The following is a 19,910-nucleotide window of genomic DNA, read 5'->3' as shown; positions in this document are numbered from 1 at the left end:
CTAGTTGAACACCGGCGGCGGCAGGGCGTCGGGATCGGTGATGAAGGGCATCTGCCAGCTGTCGAGGGTCTGACCACGGCCTTCCAGCTCGCTGCGGACCGTGCCTATGTAGCCGGCCAGGCGCAGGGGATCGCTGTAGTCGCCCTCGCTGAGCCGTTCTTCGGTGTAGAGCGTCTTGCCTTGGGCATCGACCACGCCCAGGGCCAGGTCGTGGCCATCCGTGCCGGAAGACACCACGCAGCCAAGGGGCTGAAAGGCATCCACCAGGATCTTGCTGGCGGCATCGGCGGAAAGCGGTGTGCTCATGTCGGGAGTCTCCGTGGCTGTTGCAGCCATAGACCGCGGGAGACCGGCCCCTTGTTCCAGCCGTTCGTCCGGGCCCGCAGGCCCGGACGAAATACGCTATTGCGGCGTACGGGCCTCGATGGCCTTGACCATGAAGTCGGCCAGCTTGTCGTAGTTCTCGTCGAAATGGTGACCGCCCGGGCGACCCAGCTTCTCACCCGGCTGACCCGCCTGGGTGCAGCCGCTGTCGTCCTTCTCTTCCTCGCCATAGACGCAGAACAGCTTGGCGGCGGGAATCTTGCTGGTTTCCGGCAGGGTATCGGCTTCGTCACCCGGCTTGCCCAGCCAGCCTTCCACGGCGATCTCGAAGTTGCTCTTGCGGCTGAAGGCCAGCAGCAGCAGCGAGCTCACCTGGTCCTGATCCGCCTTGGGCAGGCGGTTGTAGACCGCTGGCAGGATGTCGGCGCCAAAGGAGTAGCCAGCCAGGACGAAGTGCCTGGCGTTCCACTTCTCGCGGTATTCCTGCATCAGGTTGGCGAGGTCGGCGGCGACCTGCTCGGGACTCTTGTGCTGCCAGAAGTAGCGTAGGGAGTCCACGCCAACGACCGGATAACCGGCCTCGTTCATGGCCTGGGCCGAGAGCCGGTCGATATCGCGCCAGCCGCCGTCACCGGAGTAGAAGATGGTCACGACGTCGGGATGGCCGGGCTTGACGTCCGGATCGGCCGGCATCTCGATGGTCGGGATGTCGTTGTGCTGGCCCAGCAGGCGATTCTTCAGCTGGGTGCGCAGCACCACCGGCAGGGCAGTGCCATAGTCGGCGATGGTCAGGTCGGCATTGCTCTGCTGACGCACGAAGATGGCCGAATCGTCGGTCGGATGATCGTTCCAGGCGATGTGCCATTGGCCAGCGGCCGCCTTGGCCGGCAGGGCGTCGGGGCAATCCAGGGTTTCCAGATTGAAGCCCACGCTCAGGGCCGCCGCCTTCGGGTTGTCCTGGGTCGTCAGCCAGCGCCAGGCTCGGGCGGCGCCCGGGCCGATGCCGCCGACGAAGGTCGGGGCGCCACTCAGCTGCTTGGCCGCCTGGGTGAAGTCGTCGTTCTGCGCTTGGCAGCTGTTGGCGACTCTGACCTCGTACTGGACGATCTCGGCGCCGGTGTTGGTCGCCAGGCCCAGCAGGTCGGCATCCGCCAGTTGCAGGTCCGAAGGCGTGGCCAGGACCACGCGGGCATGCGGCTCGCCCTTGGGTGCGGCCATGGTCAGCAGGCGACCATCCGGCTGCTCCAGGACCATGACCTGGGGCGCCGACGGCCAGCGATGAAGCCACCACCAGCCCAGACCTCCAGCGATCAGCAGGATGACGAGCAGTACTGCGAGTGCACGTTTCAGCATAGGAGTCTCAACGTTTGACCAGGCCGGTATAACCCCCGGCGATTAGGGCGGCGGTATCGGCGAAGGCGACCAGGGGATCCAGGCCGGCGGGCACCGCCATGTAGCGCGGTTCCCATTCCGGATCGAACTTGTCCTTGAAGCGACGCAGCCCCTGGAAGTTATAGAACTGTTCGCCACGTCTGAACACCATGGCCCCCAGGCGCTGGGTGATGGGAGCGCCACGGCGGGGGTGCAGACCGGCCAGCGGGACCATGCCCAGGGAGAAGCGGGCGAAGCCGGCAGCCTTGAAGTGCAGGATCAGCCCCAGCATGAGGAATTCCATGGTCTGCTTGGGCGCATCCGCGGTGACCCGCATCAAGTCGATGCTGGCCAGGTCGGGGCGTTCGGTTTCCAGCAGGTTGGCGAAGGCCACCGCCTTGTCCTGGAAGCGCACCACGGCGATACGAAAGTGCTTGAGGTAGGTCGGATCGAAACGACCCAGGGAAAAGCCCTTCTCGCGCACCTGCTTGCTCTCCAGCCAGACGTCGGAGATGGCCTTGAGCTCGTCCAGCGGCGCTTCGCCCGGGGCGTGGAATTCGATTGCCAGGCCGTCGCGCTGGCCGCGATTCCAGGTGTATCTCAGGTCCTTCTTGCCCTTGCTGTCGAGATCGAAGGCATGCAGGTCCACCCGAGCCTCTTCGCCAAGCTTGAGCGCCGTGAGACCGATGTCCATGTAGAACGGCAGGTTCTCCGCCCGTACCTGATAGAACACCGGCCGGGCATGATGCAGGTCGCAGAGATCGCGGAATTTCCAGATCAGCTCGGCGCGAGGCTGGGAGCGGCCGATGGGATCGAAGAGGGCGATCAGACTGCGGCCCCGTCGTCCGTACATCAGGAAGGCATCGTCGCTGTCGTGGAAGAGCAGGGCCTTGTCACCGGTCATCACCAGGCCGCCATCCGGCTGACTGGATTTGCGCACGATGCCGAAGGCCCGCTCGAGCTCGGCGCTGGTGGGGGCTTCGATCGGCGGCGGCGCAGCGCGCAGCAGCCAGCCCAGGGCGATGATCAGCAGCAGGACCGAACTGCCCAGGGCGGCACGCAGGCCGCGTGGGGCATCGGCATCCAGCGCGAATTGCCACCAGAGGCGGGTGTCGTAGGGCACGTCCTGATAGGCGAACAGCAGCAGCCACACCGAGGCGGCGACCACGCAGATGCTGGCGGTCACGTACAGCGGCGAGAAGGGCTGTTCCATCAGCCGGCTGCGGCGATAGAAGGATTTGCGGAAGATGGCGAGCAGCGCGGCCGTGATCGCCAGAATGGAGGCTTCCTCCCAGTCGAAACCTTTCAACAGGGACAGCAGGCAGCCCAGCAACAGCAAGACCAAGGTCACCGCCCAAGCCGCGGAGAGGCGCCGGCGCAATCCCTGCGCCAGCAATAGACAGACGACGCCGATCAGGCTCGCGCCCAGGTGGGAGGCATCGATCAACCGCTGGGGCAGCAGGAAATCCATGCCCTCCAGGCGGGTGTCTATTTCAGGGGTGACCCCAGAAAAAAGCAGTACCACCCCAGAAAAAAAAACCAGGATGGCGAGGATGGGTGCCGCCAGGCCGGAGGCGACCCGTACGGCCGGACTGTTCGACAGCAGGCGGCGGCCTTCGCTGAACAGCAGCACCAGGCAGGCGATCACGAAGGGCAGCAGCACATAGAACAGGCGGTAGACCACCAGCGCCGCGGCCAACTGGGCGGCGCCCAGCTCGTTGGCGAAGGCGGCCAGCAGGACAGCCTCGAACACGCCGACACCGCCCGGAACGTGACTGAGCACCCCGGCGGCCAGCGCCAGCAGGTAGACCAGCAGGAAGGCACCGAAGGGCGGCGCTGTGGGCAGCAGCAGATAGAGCACCATCGAGGCGGCGGTCACGTCGAGGATGGTGATCACCAGCTGCAGCACGGACAGCCGCAGGGTCGGCAGGCGCAGGGCACGCTTGCCGATGCGGAAGTGCAGGGCGTGGGCGCAGGGCTGCTCGGGCACCCGCCAGCGGCGCAGGGCCAGGATTCCGACGGCATAGCCGAGCAGGATCAGGGCGGACACGGTGATGATCACCGCTTCCGGAACGCGCAGGGCCTGGGTGGACGCCGGCAGATTGGTCAGGGCGGCGATGGCGGCCAGGGGCGGCAGCGCGGTGCCCAGCGCCAGGCTGGAAAACACCGTCATCTGCGCCACTTCCAGAGCGCTGAGGCCCTGGCGGGCATAGAGGCGATAGCGCACCGACCCGCCGGACAGCATGGACAGGCCAACCGCATTGCCGATGGCGAAGGCGGTAAGGCCGCCCATGGTCCAGGCGCGTGCCGGCAGCTTGACGTCGGCGAAGCGCATGGCCGACCACTCGTAGCCTAGCAGGATGGTGAAGCCGGCGGCTGCGGCGATCAGCGCGCCGATCAGGGAGTAGTGTGGAATATCGTGAAGGGCATCATGGAGAGCTTCGCCATCGATGCTGCTCAGCAGATGCCAGCAGACCACCAGGGCGGCGGCGAACAACACCAGCGTCAGACCCAGTTCGATGGGTTGCCGGTAGGCCGTCAGGCGCTCCAGGAGGCGCCAGGGCAGCGCCTGAGGGGGCGACACAGGGTGGTCCGCAGGGGATGCCGGCTTCGAGGAGACCTCTTTGGCTGGATCAGGTGCAGTCATGCAAACTCCTCTAGACAGGAACGCGCGTCAGATTACTGGTCGCGCGCGGTTTGCCAAGCCTTGTACAGATAAAAAAAGCTCTATACCAACCTTTGTAGCTCTTGTAGCCACAGAGTTCGCACCGCCTGGATCTGAACCGGGTCAAATTCAGGGCAAAAAAAAACCACTCAAGAGAGTGGTTTTTTCGAATTTGGTTGCGGGAGCTGGATTTGAACCAACGACCTTCGGGTTATGAGCCCGACGAGCTACCAGACTGCTCCATCCCGCGTCCGATGTGGCTCAGTATAGGGCCAAGAAAAAATTCGTCAAGAAAAAATTTAATATTCATCAAAGGCTTATTTACCAAGCAGGGACGAGCCTACTTGTCGCCATCGCTTTTCTGCATCTGCACCGACGCCTTTTCGCCGCTGGAGCGATTCTGCTGATCCGATTGGTCGCGATCGAAGCAGCCACCCAGCATGAGGCTGAGGAGCAGGGCAGAGGACACGAGTAGAGGGCGCTTCATGGGGGTTCTCCTAGAGGTACGTCCTCAGTCGACCCATCTAGCCGGCAAAGGGTCCGGAAACCCGATGAGAGCCCCTACGCGATCAAGTGAGAAGGTGATAGCAAAACGCCGCTAAGGGCCAGGGCAGGTGGTGGCCATGTGCTATCCTCGATGGGTGTTATGGAGAACCTCATGCACCCTACCCAGGATTCGAGTCGTCTGGATCAGCGCATCATGCGCGTGATGGATCACGATATAGCGACACTGGTCGCCCAGTTGTGCAATCTTTCCCTGGCGCTTACCGGCAGCAGTGCCAAAGGTGCTTCGGAGATGGCACTTCAGGTCGTGGAGAAAGTCGAATTGCTCGTCGACGACATGCAGACGCTCCGCGCTGCGGCACAGGAATTGCTGGACACCTCGTCCCGTCATGTTCGCTCCGGCCATATAGAAGATCGGACCGTCATCGCCGGCGACGAGGGTGCACCTTTCGACGATGGGCAGCGCGACCGAACCGTTTGACCAGGAAAGTCCAAGGGGCCGCCATGAATCTGCTGCTGGAAACCTTGCTCCAACATCTCCAGGGCCTGGGTCGCATCGAGTTCTTCGAGCGCAGCGAGCATTTCGCGCGGTTGATGATCACCACGCCCGACGGCGTGATCGCCGAGCGCCACCTATATTACGATCAGCTCCACCATGCCCATGACCTCAAGGCGGTGGTGGATGAGCTGCGCGAAGAGGTCGTCCATCGGCAACGCCTGCTGCAAGACGTCGGTTAACGGGCGATTCGTCGTCCGCCATGGACAAATCGGGGCGGTCTTGGCTTACTGTACGGATAATCAGCCGCCAAGCCCGGCCCGGCATCTCTCTCCATGGCTCCGGACAGTCCTCCCGCCCAGCTCCCACCCAAACGCCAGCGCAAGATCATCCATGTCGACTGTGACTGCTTCTATGCGTCCATCGAGATGCGCGACGATCCGCGCCTGGGCGGCAAGCCGCTGGCGGTAGGCGGGACCCCTGATCGTCGTGGAGTCGTCGCCACCTGCAACTACGAGGCCCGGGCCTTCGGCGTGCGCTCCGCCATGTCGTCCCACCAGGCGCAGAAGCTCTGTCCAGACCTAGTGTTCGTCAAGCCGCGCTTCGAGGTCTACAAGGGGGTATCACGGCAGATCCACGGCATCTTCCAGGACTACACCGAGCTGATCGAGCCGCTGTCACTCGACGAAGCCTATCTGGATGTCACCCAGTGCGAGCTGTTCAACGGCAGCGCCACCCTGATCGCCCGTGATATCCGCAGGCGGGTGTGGCAGGAGTTGAACATCACGGTGTCCGCCGGGGTGGCGCCCAACAAGTTTCTCGCCAAGATCGCCAGCGACTGGAAGAAGCCCAACGGGTTGTTCGTCATCGCCCCGCACGAGGTGGACGACTTCGTCGCCGCCTTGCCGGTGGCCAAGCTGCATGGCGTGGGCAAGGTCACCGCCGACAAGCTCAAGCGCCGCGGCATCGTCCTCTGCAGCGACCTGCAGACCTGGTCGCGCTTCGATCTGCTGCGCGAGTTCGGCAGCTTCGGCGAGCGCCTCTGGTCACTGGCCCATGGCATCGACGAGCGCCAGGTCAAGGTGGACAGCCAGCGGCAATCGGCCAGCGTGGAGCGCACCTATGACCGCGATCTGCCCGATGCCACCGCCTGTGCGCAGGAGTTGCCCGAGTTGCTGGCCAAGCTCGAAGAGCGGCTGACGCGCCTGGCCGATCGTTATCGCCCGGAGCGACCCTTCATCAAGGTCAAGTTCCACGACTTCACCCAGACCACCCTGGAACAGCAGGGCGCCGGTCGTGATCTCGACAGCTATCGGCGCCTGCTGGAGCAGGCCTACCGGCGGGGCAATCGGCCGGTACGGCTGCTCGGGGTGGGCGTGCGCCTGACCGATCTGCGCGAGGCGGCGCTGCAGCTGAGGCTGTTCGAGGACTAGCCCGCTAGAGCGGGCTCTTGGCCTGGGCGGACAGATTGACGATGGCCGCGTCCAGTTCTTCCAGCGCCGGGCTGGAGGTCGGCGCGCCCTGCTTGAGCAGGGTTTCGCTGTGCTGGCAGGCGGCGCGGAGCTGGGGCACGCCGCAATAGCGGGTGGCGCCATGCAGGCGGTGGACGCGCTCGATGAGGGCGATGCGGTCACCGTCTTCGCGGGCCTGGCGAATGGCCTGACGGTCCGCCGCCAGGGAGGCGAGCAGCATGCTCAGGAGATCCTTGGCCAGATCCGGCTTGTTGGCCGCCAGGCGCAGGCCTTCGTCCGCATCCATCACCGCCAGCGTGGAAATGTCCTGGCCACCACTGTTGAGGCTGGTGACCTCGGGCGCCGAGCTGTGCAGCAGGCGCAGGCCGGTCCACTTGAGGATGACCTGGGCCAGCTGCCGATCGCTGATGGGCTTGGTGAGGTAGTCGTCCATGCCGCTCTGCAGCAGGGCGCGCTTCTCGTTGGCCATGGCGTGGGCGGTAAGGGCGACGATGGGCACCGGGGTGCCGCCTTCGCTGGCTTCCCAGTCGCGGATCGCCTCGGTGGCCTGGCGGCCGTCCATGCCGGGCATCTGCACGTCCATGAACACCAGATCGAAGCGCTCCTGCTGGACGGCTTCCACCGCCGCGTAGCCGCTTTCCACCGCGGTGACCTGGGCGCCGAGATCGGTCAGCAGGGTTTCCACCAGCAGCAGGTTGGCCGGGTTGTCGTCCACGCAGAGCAGCCGCGGCGGGCGGTCGGTGATGCCCAGGCCGCCGCTCTCGTTGCGTTGCGGGCGCTGGTTGAGCAGCTCGGCCACCGCCTGCTCGAGCTTGCGGCTGCAGGCCGGCTTGGCGTGCAGCTGGCAATGGACATCGGGCAGGGAGGCATGGAACACCGCCTGGTCGGTGGTGGGGCAATAGACCAGGGTATTGCAGTCCTGGCGACCCAGTTCCCAGATGCGCTCGGTGAGCAGATCCGGCGGAATGCTGCGGGCACTGACACCGAGCACCGCCAGGCTGACCGGCAGCTTGCCGGAGGCCGGGTGGGCGACCGCTTCGCTGAGCTGCTCCAGGGTCTCGAACGGCTCCACGCTCAGACCGCATTCTTCCAGCTGGTGCTGCAGTGCCTGGCGGGTGAGGGGGTGGGGCTCCACCAGGCCGACGCGGCGACCGGCCAGGGCGATGCGCTTGTGGCTCTCGACGCTGCCGTGGGCCTTGGGCAGGTTGAGGGTGATCCAGAATTCCGAGCCCTCGCCGGGAATGCTCTCCAGGCCGATCTCGCCCCCCATCTGCTCAATCAGGCGCTTGGAGATGACCAGGCCGAGTCCGGTGCCGCCGGCCTGCCGGGTCAGGGAGTTGTCGGCCTGGGAGAAGGCCTGGAACAGCATCTGCCGGTCTTCGTCGGTGAGGCCGACCCCGGTGTCCTGGACGCTGATGCGCAGCTGGGCATGGTCGTCGGTCTCTTCCTCGACCATGGCGCGCACGGCGATGGTGCCGGAATGGGTGAACTTGATGGCATTGCTCACCAGATTGGTGAGCACCTGGCGCAGGCGCTGCGGATCGCCGACCAGGTGGGTCGGGGTGTCGCGGTAGACCAGGCAGACCAGCTCCAGGTGCTTTTCATGGGCCGAGGGCGCCAGGATGGTCAGGGTGTCCTGGATCATGTCACGCAGGTTGAACGGCAGATTCTCCAGCACCAGCTTGCCGGCTTCGATCTTCGAGAAGTCGAGGATCTCGTTGATGATGCCCAGGAGGCTCTCGGCGGAATTCTGGATGGTGCTCAGGTAATCCTGCTGGCGCGGGGTCAGCTCGCTTTTCTGCATCAGGTTGGTGAAGCCGATGATGCCGTTGAGCGGGGTGCGAATCTCGTGGCTCATGTTGGCCAGGAATTCCGACTTGATGCGGCTGGCTTCCAGCGCCGCCTTGCGCGCCAGGTCCAGTTCGATGTTCTGGATCTCGATGGTTTCCAGATTCTGGCGGACGTCCTCGGTGGCTTGGTCGATGTTGTTCTGCATCTCGAACTGGGCGTTCTCCATGGCTTCGGCCATGCGGTTGATGCCGGTCGCCAGTTCGTCGAATTCGGGGCTGCCGAGCTGGGTCGGCAGGCGCGTCTCCAGGCGACCCTCCTGCAACTGGCTGACGCCGTGGGCGATCACCTGCAGGGGCCGGTTGATCCGGCGGCCCATGCGCACCGCGATGAAGGCGGTGAAGGCCAGGCCGAGCAGGATCAGCAGAAGGCCAGCCACCAGGTTGCGATAGCCGCGCAGCAGGGTGGCGTGATGGGAGAGTTCGAGCTGAATCCAGCCCAGGGTCTGGGGCGTGGCCGGACTGCCGTCGCTGCGGGTCAGACGCAGATCATGGGTCTGCACCGGCAGGTTGAAGTGGGTGATGTCCAGCCCGGATCTCATGCTGATGGTCTGGTAGTCGCGCCCGGTGAGCTCCACGGTCATCGAAGGACCGGCGTGGGCGAGGAGGTTGCCGTCGGCATCCAGAAAACTGATCGCCCGGACATCGGCCTGGTCGAGGGCGCGCTGGGCGATACGGTTGAGCTGGTCGTTGTCGCCGGTGCGCATGGCCGGGGCGATGAGTGGCGCCATCTGCTGGGCCACCAGCTGGCCATGCTCGATGAGCTGGCTGCGCATGTCGGACAGCTGCACCCAGCTGAAGTAGACCCCCAGCAGGGCCGCCATGCAGCAGGTCGGGAGGACGCTCAACAGCAGGATGCGCCCCTTGAGTCCCAATTCGTCCAGCACTGCGCGTCCCCCGAGGAAATTTGGCGAGTCTAACCCCTTTACCAAATGTAAAGAGAGTCTTTGCGAAAGGGGTCGCACCCCCTGACGCGCCGATTCGCGAAAATCCGCGAAGGCTGCCACGGTCCCTGGCCGGGGTGCACAACCATTGACCCCATCGGCGGTCTGGTAGGGACTGCCGGTCGTTCCGGTGCGGTTGCGTTCGAGGAGATCCTTTGAAGAAGAGTTGCAGTCTGATGCTGGCGGGCGCCCTGTTGCTGGGAACCGGCTGGATGGCGTCGAGCCAGGCCCAGGAGCCGAAGAAGACCACCCTGGTGGAGCGGGGGTCGATGTACTACAGCTTCGAGACGCACCTGCTCGACTCGGCGGACGGCAAGCGCCGCTATCGGGTCTATATCGGCATTCCCAAGCAGCCGGCGCCGATGATGGGGTATCCCGCGCTGTTCCTGCTCGACGGCGATGCCGCCCTGGCGCAACTGCAGGATGTCTGGCTGTCCCCCCATAAACTGAAGAGCGCGCCGGTGCTGGTGGCCATTGGTTACGCCGATGCCGCGGACGCCATGCAGGAGCGCACTTACGATTACACCCCGGCGGTGGGCAATGGCCGCATGCGCGACGACGTGCGCAAGGACTGGCCGGCGGGAGGCTCGCGGGCCTTTCTCGACCTGATCGAGCAACGCATCAAGCCGCTGCTGACCCAGAGCGTGCCGGTGGACCCCAATCGCCAGACCCTCTGGGGCCATGGCTACGGCGGACTGTTCGTGCTCGACACCCTCTATCGGCAGCCGCAGACCTTCCAGCGCTACGTGGCGAGCGATGTCGCCTATGGCTGGCAGCAGGGCTACATCCTCAAGCGGGCAGAAGAATTCCAGGGCGTGGGCGGCGCCCGGCCGGTACAGCTCTGGCTGTATTCCGGTACCGAGGACCTGACCCGCAAGGTCACCCCCGATGCCGCCAGGCGGCTGGCCGAGCGCCTGGGTGGACTGCCGGGGATGCAGGTGACCCCCCAGGTGCAGCCCAACCTGGGGCCGGAGGGCATTCTGTCGCTGAGCCTGCCCGCCGCCCTGGAGGTGGCCAGCGACGGCGCCGCCACCCGCCGGCCCTAGCCAGGCGCCGGATGGGTAGGGTCGGCGAGGCTTTGGGAGTATCATGGAAGGCTTTCACCCCTGGCGGAACGAGCTGATTCATGAGTCTGCACTATCCCACCATCGCCGATTGCATCGGTAACACGCCGCTGGTGCGCCTGCAGCGCCTGGCCGGCGACACCCGCAGTACCGTGCTGCTCAAGCTGGAAGGCAACAACCCGGCGGGTTCGGTCAAGGACCGCCCGGCGCTGTCGATGATCCGCCAGGCCGAGGCCCGTGGCGACATCCAGCCCGGCGATACCCTCATCGAGGCCACCTCCGGCAATACCGGGATCGCCCTGGCGATGGCCGCCGCCATCATGGGCTACCGCATGATCCTGATCATGCCTGACAACTCCAGCGCCGAGCGCAAGGCGGCCATGACCGCCTATGGCGCCGAGCTGATCCTGGTCAGTCGGGAAGACGGCATGGAAGGCGCGCGGGATCTGGCCACGCGCATGCAGGCCGAAGGCCGCGGCAAGGTGCTCGACCAGTTCGGCAATGGCGACAATCCGGTGGCCCACTACCTGGGCACCGGGCCGGAGATCTGGCGCCAGACACATGGCAGCATCACCCATTTCGTCAGCTCCATGGGCACCACCGGGACCATCATGGGCACCTCGCGCTACCTCAAGGAGCAGAATCCCAAGGTGCAGATCGTCGGTCTGCAGCCGGAGGAGGGCGCGGCCATCCCCGGCATCCGCCGCTGGCCGGAGGCCTATCTGCCGAAGATCTACGAGGCCAGCCGCGTGGATCGCATCATCGACATGGGGCAGCAGGAGGCCGAAGACACCATGCGTCGCCTGGCCCGGGAAGAAGGCATCTTCTGCGGCGTGTCGTCCGGCGGTTCGGTGGCGGGCGCCCTGCGCATCGCCCGGGAAGTGGACAATGCGGTGATCGTCGCGATCATCTGTGACCGAGGCGATCGCTACCTGTCGACCGGCGTCTATGACGCGCGCTAAACGAGGCGGCGGCGGGCTGCGCTTTCAACCAGCCGGTGGCGCCCGGGCGACCGGGGTACCGACCGGCAAGCGGCAGCTGCTGGGCATCGAGCGGCTGTCCCATGACGGGCGTGGCATCGCGCGCGAAGGCGGGCGGACCTGGTTCGTTGCCGGTGCCCTGCCGGGCGAGCAGGTCGAGGCGCGGGTGCTCGGCGCCCGCAGTCAGGTGGTCGAGGCCCGTACCCTTCGGGTGCTGGAGGCCAGTCCGTTGCGGCGTACACCGCCCTGCAGCGTGGCCGACCGCTGCGGCGGTTGCACCCTGCAGCACCTGCCCCATGCCGATCAGCTGACCCTCAAGCAGGAAGCCCTGGCCGAGCAATTCCGCCGTCTGGCCGGGGTGCAGCCGCTGGCCTGGGCCGCGCCCATGGTCGGTCCCGAATTCGGCTATCGCCGCCGCGCCCGCATCGCGGTGCGCTGGGACGAACGCCAGAGCCGCCTGGAAGTGGGCTTTCGCGCCGAGGCCAGCCAGGACATCGTCACCCCCGACGACTGCCTGGTACTGGTGCCGGAGCTGCAGCCATTGCTGCGCGCGCTGCCTGACCTGCTGAGCGGGCTGGAACAGCCCCAGGCGATCGGTCATGTGGAGCTCTTCCAGGGCACGGCAACGGCCATGCTGGTGCGCCATACCCGGGCGCTGCTGCCGGGCGACCAGGCGCGCCTGCGCGACTTCTGCGCGGCGGCTGGCGTCCAGCTCTGGTGGCAGGGCAAGGGCGAGCCGCAGCCGGATCAGGCCGACGCCAGGCTGGGCTTCCGGCTGGCGTCCTGGGACCTGACCCTGGCCTATCAGCCGGGCGACTTCGTCCAGGTCAATGCCGCCATCAACGAGGCCATGGTCGCCCAGGCGCTGGACTGGCTGGCGCCGACGGCGGATGACCGGGTGCTCGATCTGTTCTCCGGGCTGGGCAACTTCGCCCTGCCGCTGGCGCGGCAGGCAGCGGCGGTTACCGGTATCGAAGGGGTCGCGGCGATGACATCCCGGGCAATACAAAATGCACGTGACAACGGCATCGGCAACGCGCACTTTCTACAGGTGGATCTGTCGAACCCGCTACCCGCCGATCTGGGCAGCCATTCGCTGGCCCTGCTGGATCCGCCGCGCGACGGTGCGCTGGAAGTGGTTCGGCAGCTCAGCGGCCTGGGTATCGGGCGGCTGGTCTACGTCTCCTGCAATCCGGCCACCCTGGCACGGGATGCCGGGGAGCTGGTCCGACAGGGCTATCGCATGACAAGAGCGGGCATTCTCGACATGTTCCCGCAGACCGCCCATGTGGAAGCCATGGTGCTGTTCGAAGCGGGCAGGATGCCCGGGTAACGACGGCTCGCCAACCGATGCGAGCCAATCCGGCGAGAAGGCTACGCCGTGAGGAAGGGGTAGATGGTACAGGTCAGAGCGCATCAGCCAGTCAACGTCGATGGCAGCATCAACCTCCACGCCTGGCTGGATCATATCCAGAGCGTGGATCCGAATCTCGATCGCGAGGCCTTGCTGGACGCCTGCGGCTTCGCCCGCACGGCGGAAGAGAATTCCGGCCAGGTCGAGCACACCTGGGCGGAGGGGACCTCCAGTTTCCATACCGGCCTGCAGATGGCAGAGATCCTGGCCGACCTCAAGCTGGATCAGGACAGCCTGATCGCCGCCATCGTCTACCGGGCGGTGCGCGAGGGCAAGGCGACCCTGGAGTCGGCGGCCGAGCATTTCGGGCCGGTGGTGGCCAAGCTGATCGAAGGCGTGCTGCGCATGGCGGCGATCAGCGAGAGTCTCAATCCGCGCAAGTCCATGGTGCTGGGCAGCCAGACCCAGGTCGACAACCTGCGCCGCATGCTGGTGGCCATGGTCGACGACGTGCGCGTGGCCCTGATCAAGCTGGCCGAGCGCACCTGCGCCATTCGCGCGGTCAAGAACGCCACCGAAGAGCGCCGCAACCGGGTGGCCCGCGAGGTCGCCGACATCTACGCGCCCCTGGCCCACCGGCTGGGCATCGGCCATATCAAGTGGGAGCTGGAGGACCTGTCCTTCCGCTACCTGGAGCCCCAGCAGTACAAGCAGATCGCGACCCTGCTGCATGAACGGCGGCTGGATCGCGAGCAATACATCGCCGACGTCATGCAGCAGCTGCGTGACGAACTCACCGCCACCGGCATCAAGTCCGACCTCAGCGGGCGCGCCAAGCACATCTATTCCATCTGGCGGAAGATGCAGCGCAAGGGCCTGGAGTTCAGCCAGATCTACGACGTGCGCGCCGTGCGGGTGCTGGTGCCCGAGGTGCGTGACTGCTATACCGCGCTGGGCATCGTGCATACCCTGTGGCGGCATATTGCCCGCGAGTTCGACGACTATATCGCCAATCCCAAGGAGAACGGCTACCGTTCCCTGCATACTGCGGTGATCGGTCCGGAGGGCAAGGTGCTGGAGGTGCAGATCCGCACCCATGCCATGCACGAAGAGGCCGAACTGGGCGTCTGCGCCCACTGGCGCTACAAGGGAACCGACGTCAAGTCGGCCTCCAACCACTACGAAGAAAAGATCTCCTGGCTGCGCCAGGTGCTGGAATGGCACGAGGAGCTGGGCGACATTGGCGGCCTGGCCGATCAGCTGCGGGTCGACATCGAGCCGGACCGGGTCTACGTCTTCACCCCCGACGGCCACGCCATCGACCTGCCCAAGGGCGCGACGCCGCTGGACTTCGCCTATCGGGTGCACACCGAGATCGGCCACAACTGCCGCGGGGCCAAGATCAACGGCCGCATCGTGCCGCTGAACTACCAGCTGCAGACCGGCGAGCAGGTGGAGATCATCACCGGCAAGCAGGGCTCGCCCAGCCGCGACTGGCTCAACCCCAACCTCGGCTACGTCAACACCTCGCGGGCCCGGGCCAAGATCGTCCACTGGTTCAAGTTCCAGGCGCGCGACCAGAACGTGGCCGCTGGCAAGGCCATGGTCGAGCGCGAGCTGTCGCGCCTGGCACTGCCCCCGGTGGACTTCAACACCCTGGCCGAGAAGGTCAACTACAAGGGCTCCGAGGACATGCTCGCGGCCCTGGGCGCCGGCGATCTGCGCCTGGCCCAGGTGATGCACGCCGCCCAGCAGCTGGTGGAGCCGGACAAGGGCCTCGATACCCTCGATCACTTGCCGCGCAAGCCCACCAACAAGCCGGGCAAGCGTGGCGATGTGCAGATCCAGGGCGTGGGCAACCTGCTCACCCAGATCGCCGGCTGCTGCCAGCCGGTGCCGGGTGATGCCATCGTCGGCTACATCACCCTCGGCCGTGGCGTGACCATCCACCGGCAGGACTGCGCCAACGCCCTGCAGCTGGCCAGTCGCGAGCCGGAGCGGACCATCCAGGTGAGCTGGGGCCCGGTGCCGGTGCAGACCTATCCGGTCGACATCGTGATCAAGGCCTTCGACCGCTCCGGTCTGCTGCGCGATGTCTCGCAGATCCTGCTCAACGAGCGGATCAACGTGTTGGCGGTGAATACCCGCTCCAATCGCGAGGAAAACACCGCCAACATGCTGCTGACCATCGAGATCCCCGGCCTGGACGCCCTCGGCCGCCTGCTCGGGCGCATCTCCCAGCTGCCCAACATCATCGAAGCCCGGCGCAATCGCGCTGCCTGAGAGATGTGACGACGACCCCACGAGGCGCCTCCTGGCGCCTCGTTCTTTTCCAGTAACAGGATTCATCCATGTACCAGCTCGACGATCTGCTGCACCTCATGGCCCGGTTGCGCGATCCGCAACACGGCTGCCCCTGGGATCTGCGCCAGGACTACGCCAGCATCGTGCCCCACACCCTGGAAGAGGCCTACGAGGTCGCCGACGCCATCGCCCGGCGGGATTTCCCGCAGGTGCGCGACGAGCTGGGCGATCTGCTGTTCCAGGTTGTCTACTACAGCCAGCTGGGTCGCGAGGATGGCCATTTCGACTTCGCCCAGGTGGTCGATGGCATCACCCGCAAGCTGGTGCGGCGCCATCCCCATGTCTTTCCCGACGGCGACCTGCATGGCCCGCTCGACCTGCCGCGACTGGACGAGGCGACCATCAAGCGCCGCTGGGAAGAAATCAAGGCCGAGGAGCGCGCGGAAAAGGCCGCGGCGCCGGAGCAGCTCTCGCTGCTGGATGACGTGCCGGCCGCGCTACCGGCCCTGAGCCGTGCGGCCAAGCTGCAGAAGCGTGCGGCCAATGTCGGCTTCGACTGGGCCGACGCCATGCCGGTGGTGGCCAAGATCCAGGAGGAACTGGACGAGGTGCGCGAGGCCATGGCCAACGGCCAGGCTGCCCAGGTGGCGGAAGAGGTCGGCGATCTGCTGTTCGTGATGGTCAATCTGGCGAGGCACCTGCAGGTCGACGCCGAGGACGCCCTGCGCCAGGCCAACGCCAAGTTCGAGCGCCGCTTTCGCTATATCGAGGAAGGCCTGAACGCTCAGGGCAGAACGCCCCAGGAGGCCAGCCTGGAAGAGATGGATGCACTCTGGGACGCCGCCAAGGTGACCGAGAAGGGCGCCGTCGGGCATTCGTTGCGGCGGGGGTAGGTCGATTTCGCTGGCTGGATTGCTTGATCGCGGTCATGGCGGTCCGCCGATGTGGGCGCCCTTGCAAACGCATCATTCCCCGTAGGAGCGGCCCATGGCCGCGATAAAACGATTCGTAGTGTCGTCGCGTGGAAAACCGCGCAGCGTTTTTCGCTGGGAGTGACTGCCGGGGGCACCCTCACCCCAATCCTCTCCCGGAGGGAGAGGGGGCTGTCCGAGTGGGCGTTCATCTCCATCAGCCGCGGCAAGATCGCGATCAGCCGTAGCGTGGAAAACCGCATGGCGTTTTCCACGGGCAGGCCGCCTCGAAGGGTGGATAAGGCTGCGCCGTTATCCAGGCTACACGGCAGATCGCGGCCATGGGCCGCTGCTACTGACCCCGGCCGCATCGGCGGACCGCCATGGCCATGAGGACCGATTCCTACGGCATCCGCTCCCATCCGGGCGACAGATCCGGCTGGTCGGCCAGGTGCGCCGGGCACTTGCCCTTGAGGTGCCAGGCGAAGGCGATGATCTCGGCCAGGGTGCGATAGAGCGCCTCGGGGATCTCGGCGCCCAGCTCCAGGCGCGCCAGGATGCGCACCAGGTCGGCGTTCTCGTAGATGGGCACCTCGTGCTCCCGGGCCGTGGCCAGGATGAGTTCGGCCAGTTCGGCATCGCCCTTGGCGGAGAGGATGGGGGCGCTGCTGCCGTCATAGGACAGCGCGATGGCCTGGCGGGCGGCGGTTGTACTCATGCGGTGTCGTCGATCCAGCGTTGTTCGAGGGTGGTGCGCGGATGGCGTGCGGGGCGGCCCTGGCGGCTGCTGAGGTCGCCGACCACGAAGCCGGCCGCCAGCAGGCGTTCGCGCAGATGGGGCAATTCGGTATCGATCAGCGTCGCGGTGGCGCCTTTTTCCGCCCAGAATTCGCTCGACAGCCGGCCGCTGGCCAGTTGCGCCCGCACCTGCAGCGGGCCCAGCGGCGCCAGGTCGAAGGCCAGTTCCACCTTCCACAGGCTGTCGCGGGCTTCACCACGGTTATCCGGCGGCGGTCGTTCTTCCTGGAAGCGCACCTGCACCGCGCCGAGGCGCTCGCCATCGCGCCAGGGAATCTCGGTCTGCCAGGTGGAGAGGTAGTAGCCATCGGGCAGGACCTGGGTCTGGGCCAGGCTGGCCAACTGGTGGGTCTGCAGGCGGGCGATGACGCCCGTGGCCAGTTGCAGCAATTCGTCGAGCTCGGCGTTGGCGGCACTGAGGCCGCGACCATCGCGTTCGCCCAGGGGAAAGTCCAGGGCGGTGGGTTGGCGACTGGCGGTGGCGGCGTCCCCCAGCGCCCGGCGCAGGGCATCGGGCAGATTCTGCTGGGCGGTCTGGATCGCGACCTGGGGATTGCGCAGGGCCTCGCCCGGCACGCTGGCCAGCAGGCGATCCACCAGGCGCAGCAGGTTGGCCTTGAAGTCCTCCTGGAGATCGGGACCGCCGCGATCCAGCAATTGCTGCTCCAGTTGCAGGCCACTGCGCGCCAGGGCGCGGGCCCAGCCCTGGGGCGTGCCCAGGGCCTCGGCGGTTTCCAGATTGGCCAGCAGGGACTTGAGCGCCGCGCCCACCGACGGTGGCAGCTCTGCCTCGGGGACGTCCTCCAGCCATTGCAGCAGGGCATTCATCGACAGCTGGCGCTGCTCCTGGCCCTGCAGTTGGCGATCGATGTCGAGCTGGTCGAGGCGCTGCGCCATGGGCAGCACCGTGACCTCCTGGCTGTCCTTGATCACCACGGTCAGCAGGCTGCCCACCGGTACCGGGCGGGGCGATTCCAGCTTGAGCTGGCGACCTTCGAGAGTGGAACTCAGGGCCTTGGCGATCACCTCGTAGGTGGGCGTCGCGCCGGGTGGCTGTTGCAGCAGGCTGCTCAGCACCCGCAACTGCAGGGTCGTGCCCACCGGCAGCTGGCGCAGATCCAGTTGCTGCAGCGGCGGCGGTGGTGCGTCGCCCTCCAGGCTCTGCAGCAGCACCGCCAGCTGGGTGGAGCCGAGGGTGCTCACCAGCAACTGGCTGCCCACCGGCAGGTTGTTGGTCGGACTCTGGGTGGTGAGCAGGACGCTGCCACCCTCGGCCAGCTGCAGTTGCAGCAGGAACTGGAAGCTCTGGCCGGCCGGACGGGTAGCGAGTACCTCGGCGGTCGCGGTGCTGCCGGGCGGAATCAGGTCGTCGAGGGATTGCAGGGCCTGCAGGATCTGCGCCCCCGCGTCCGATGCCTGCGCCGCCGCGGCCCGGACGGGCAGGGCGGGCGTGACGCCGACGCTGGGTTGGATCGCGGAGATGGAAGTCATCGGGCAGGTCCGGTGGAATCGCCTGTGTATAATGGCGCGCCTTCAAGGGCGTGTGCCGGGTTAACGGCCAGCGCCCGACCGACTTTAGTGCCGTGAGATCCCCTGTCTTGAATCAGCCCCTGCTCGACGCCGTCGCGCTCCGTTGCGAACGGGGCGGTCGCCTGCTGTTCGACGACCTGAGTCTGAGCGTGGCGGCGGGCGAGTCGCTGCAGATCGGGGGCGTCAACGGCAGTGGCAAGACCAGCCTGCTGCGCATCCTGGCGGGACTGCTGCCGGCGGACGCGGGCAAGGTACGCCGGCCCGCCGCGGCCGAACTGCTTTGGCTGGGCCATGCGCCCGGCATCGCCGAGGGGCTGACGGCGGTGGAAAATCTCCACAGTCTGGCCAATCTGTGGCGCCCGACCACGAGTGAGGCCTGCCGGGTCGCCCTGGCAACGGTAGGCCTGGCCGACTGGGCGGACGAGCCCTGTGGGCAGTTGTCGGCCGGCCAGCGTCGCCGCGTTGCCCTGGCCCGGCTCCAGTTGCCCGAACCGCCGCGGCTCTGGCTGCTGGACGAACCCTTCACCGCCCTCGACGCCAGCACCTGCACGCAGCTGGAAGCGCGCCTGCGCGCCCATTGCGCAGCAGGCGGCGCCCTGGTACTGACCAGTCACCGCGAACTGGAGGTCGTCCCCGAAGGGCATCGGCTGCTCTGGCTGGACGGTGGCCGATGAGCGGCGCCTGGTTGGCCTTCCTCAGGCGCGAAGGGCGCCTGGCCTGTCGCCGTCCGGCGCTGTGGCTCACGCCCCTGGCCTTCCATGCCCTGGTGGTGACCCTCTTTCCCCTGGCGCTGGGCCCCGATAGCCAGCAGCTGGCCGCCCTGGCACCAGGCCTCCTGTGGATAGCGCTGCTGCTGGCCTTGCTGCTCGGCCAGGAAGCCCTGTTTCGCAGCGACTGGCAGGATGGCTCGCTGGAGCTCTGGCTGCTGGCACCCCAGCCCCTGCCGCTGCTGGTGCTGCTCAAGCTGCTGGTGCACTGGTGCTTCGCCGGCCTCGGCCTGGTGGCCCTGACGCCGCTGCTGGCGCTGATGCTGGGGCTGCCCGCCGCGGCCCTGCCGGCGACCCTGTCGGCCCTAACCCTGGGCAGTCTGACCCTGACCCTGATCGGTGCCATAGGGGCGGCCCTCACCGTGGGCCTGGCCCGTGGCGGGCTGCTGCTGGCGCTGCTCAACCTGCCGCTGCAGATCCCGGTGCTGATCCTTGGCGCCAGCACCCTGGACGCGGCGCGTCTTGGCCTGCCGGTGACGGGGCTGCTGCTCTGGCTGGGTTGCCTGACTCTGCTGGCCCTGACCCTGGCGCCCCTGGCGGTCGCCGCCGGCCTGCGCATCGGCGCGGCCCAATGACGAG

General features: G+C 66.6%; 17 protein-coding genes and 1 tRNA gene. 10 read left to right on the top strand and 8 right to left on the bottom strand.

Annotated features, from left to right (window positions below):
• From AABM56_RS14460 to AABM56_RS14440, 5 genes are all read right to left on the bottom strand, one after another.
• Positions 1-306: a hypothetical protein gene (locus tag AABM56_RS14460; protein ID WP_133861121.1), complete on the bottom strand. Its 306-nt coding sequence runs from the start codon at positions 304-306 to the stop codon at positions 1-3.
• Positions 307-402: 96 nt separating this feature from the next.
• Entirely contained in the window at positions 403-1,677 is a 1,275-nt protein-coding gene (locus tag AABM56_RS14455; RefSeq protein WP_347883427.1) for an AcvB/VirJ family lysyl-phosphatidylglycerol hydrolase, read from the bottom strand.
• A gap of 7 nt (positions 1,678-1,684) precedes the next feature.
• Positions 1,685-4,342, bottom strand: a complete 2,658-nt coding sequence (mprF, locus tag AABM56_RS14450; RefSeq protein ID WP_347883426.1) for a bifunctional lysylphosphatidylglycerol flippase/synthetase MprF — start codon at positions 4,340-4,342, stop codon at positions 1,685-1,687.
• A gap of 191 nt (positions 4,343-4,533) precedes the next feature.
• A tRNA-Met gene (locus AABM56_RS14445) sits at positions 4,534-4,610 on the bottom strand.
• Positions 4,611-4,700: 90 nt separating this feature from the next.
• Complete coding sequence (locus AABM56_RS14440) at positions 4,701-4,847, bottom strand: hypothetical protein (RefSeq protein ID WP_166655896.1); 147 nt, start codon at positions 4,845-4,847, stop codon at positions 4,701-4,703.
• 171 nt (positions 4,848-5,018) lie between these two features.
• Here AABM56_RS14440 and AABM56_RS14435 point away from each other — a divergent pair, with 171 nt between their 5' ends.
• The 3 genes from AABM56_RS14435 (at position 5,019) to dinB (ending at position 6,793) form a co-directional block, all read left to right on the top strand.
• Complete coding sequence (locus AABM56_RS14435; RefSeq protein ID WP_347883425.1) at positions 5,019-5,345, top strand: hypothetical protein; 327 nt, start codon at positions 5,019-5,021, stop codon at positions 5,343-5,345.
• Positions 5,346-5,368: 23 nt separating this feature from the next.
• Complete coding sequence (locus tag AABM56_RS14430; protein ID WP_017642220.1) at positions 5,369-5,602, top strand: hypothetical protein; 234 nt, start codon at positions 5,369-5,371, stop codon at positions 5,600-5,602.
• 93 nt (positions 5,603-5,695) lie between these two features.
• Positions 5,696-6,793 (top strand): DNA polymerase IV, encoded by a 1,098-nt coding sequence (gene dinB / locus AABM56_RS14425; protein WP_133861117.1) that lies wholly within the window; start codon positions 5,696-5,698, stop codon positions 6,791-6,793.
• 4 nt (positions 6,794-6,797) lie between these two features.
• On the opposite strand, the gene AABM56_RS14420 is transcribed toward dinB, so the two are convergent.
• Entirely contained in the window at positions 6,798-9,566 is a 2,769-nt protein-coding gene (locus AABM56_RS14420; RefSeq protein WP_133861116.1) for a response regulator, read from the bottom strand.
• A gap of 212 nt (positions 9,567-9,778) precedes the next feature.
• Between AABM56_RS14420 and AABM56_RS14415 the strand changes: the two genes are divergently transcribed.
• The 5 genes from AABM56_RS14415 (at position 9,779) to mazG (ending at position 16,218) form a co-directional block, all read left to right on the top strand.
• Positions 9,779-10,669 carry an alpha/beta hydrolase gene (locus tag AABM56_RS14415; RefSeq protein ID WP_178083900.1) on the top strand — a complete coding sequence of 297 codons (891 nt, stop codon included), beginning with the start codon at positions 9,779-9,781 and terminating at the stop codon, positions 10,667-10,669.
• Between the two features lie 80 nt (positions 10,670-10,749).
• On the top strand, positions 10,750-11,649 hold the full coding sequence (gene cysM, locus AABM56_RS14410) for a cysteine synthase CysM (RefSeq protein WP_007158967.1): 900 nt from the start codon (positions 10,750-10,752) through the stop codon (positions 11,647-11,649).
• The gene (gene rlmD, locus AABM56_RS14405; protein WP_133861115.1) at positions 11,636-13,000 is read left to right on the top strand and encodes a 23S rRNA (uracil(1939)-C(5))-methyltransferase RlmD; all 1,365 of its coding nucleotides are present in this window, start codon (positions 11,636-11,638) and stop codon (positions 12,998-13,000) included. Before cysM ends, rlmD begins: the two co-directional genes overlap by 14 nt.
• A 63-nt stretch (positions 13,001-13,063) precedes the next feature.
• Complete coding sequence (gene relA / locus AABM56_RS14400; RefSeq protein WP_133861114.1) at positions 13,064-15,304, top strand: GTP diphosphokinase; 2,241 nt, start codon at positions 13,064-13,066, stop codon at positions 15,302-15,304.
• A 68-nt stretch (positions 15,305-15,372) separates the two neighbouring features.
• On the top strand, positions 15,373-16,218 hold the full coding sequence (mazG, locus tag AABM56_RS14395; protein WP_133861113.1) for a nucleoside triphosphate pyrophosphohydrolase: 846 nt from the start codon (positions 15,373-15,375) through the stop codon (positions 16,216-16,218).
• A gap of 421 nt (positions 16,219-16,639) precedes the next feature.
• Here mazG and AABM56_RS14390 read toward each other — a convergent pair whose 3' ends face one another.
• Entirely contained in the window at positions 16,640-16,954 is a 315-nt protein-coding gene (locus tag AABM56_RS14390) for an EscU/YscU/HrcU family type III secretion system export apparatus switch protein (RefSeq protein WP_133861112.1), read from the bottom strand.
• Positions 16,951-18,525, bottom strand: a complete 1,575-nt coding sequence (locus tag AABM56_RS14385; protein WP_133861111.1) for a flagellar hook-length control protein FliK — start codon at positions 18,523-18,525, stop codon at positions 16,951-16,953. Before AABM56_RS14385 ends, AABM56_RS14390 begins: the two co-directional genes overlap by 4 nt.
• A 107-nt stretch (positions 18,526-18,632) precedes the next feature.
• On the opposite strand from AABM56_RS14385, the gene ccmA reads away from it, so the two are divergent.
• Positions 18,633-19,238 (top strand): cytochrome c biogenesis heme-transporting ATPase CcmA, encoded by a 606-nt coding sequence (gene ccmA / locus AABM56_RS14380; RefSeq protein ID WP_133861110.1) that lies wholly within the window; start codon positions 18,633-18,635, stop codon positions 19,236-19,238.
• Positions 19,235-19,906, top strand: a complete 672-nt coding sequence (gene ccmB, locus AABM56_RS14375; protein WP_133861109.1) for a heme exporter protein CcmB — start codon at positions 19,235-19,237, stop codon at positions 19,904-19,906. Before ccmA ends, ccmB begins: the two co-directional genes overlap by 4 nt.
• Positions 19,907-19,910: the final 4 nt, after the last annotated feature.

Origin of the sequence: Pseudomonas aestiva (assembly GCF_039908605.1) — a bacterium.
Classification (GTDB): domain Bacteria; phylum Pseudomonadota; class Gammaproteobacteria; order Pseudomonadales; family Pseudomonadaceae; genus Chryseomonas; species Chryseomonas aestiva.
This window is presented reverse-complemented; position numbering and strand designations above follow the sequence as displayed.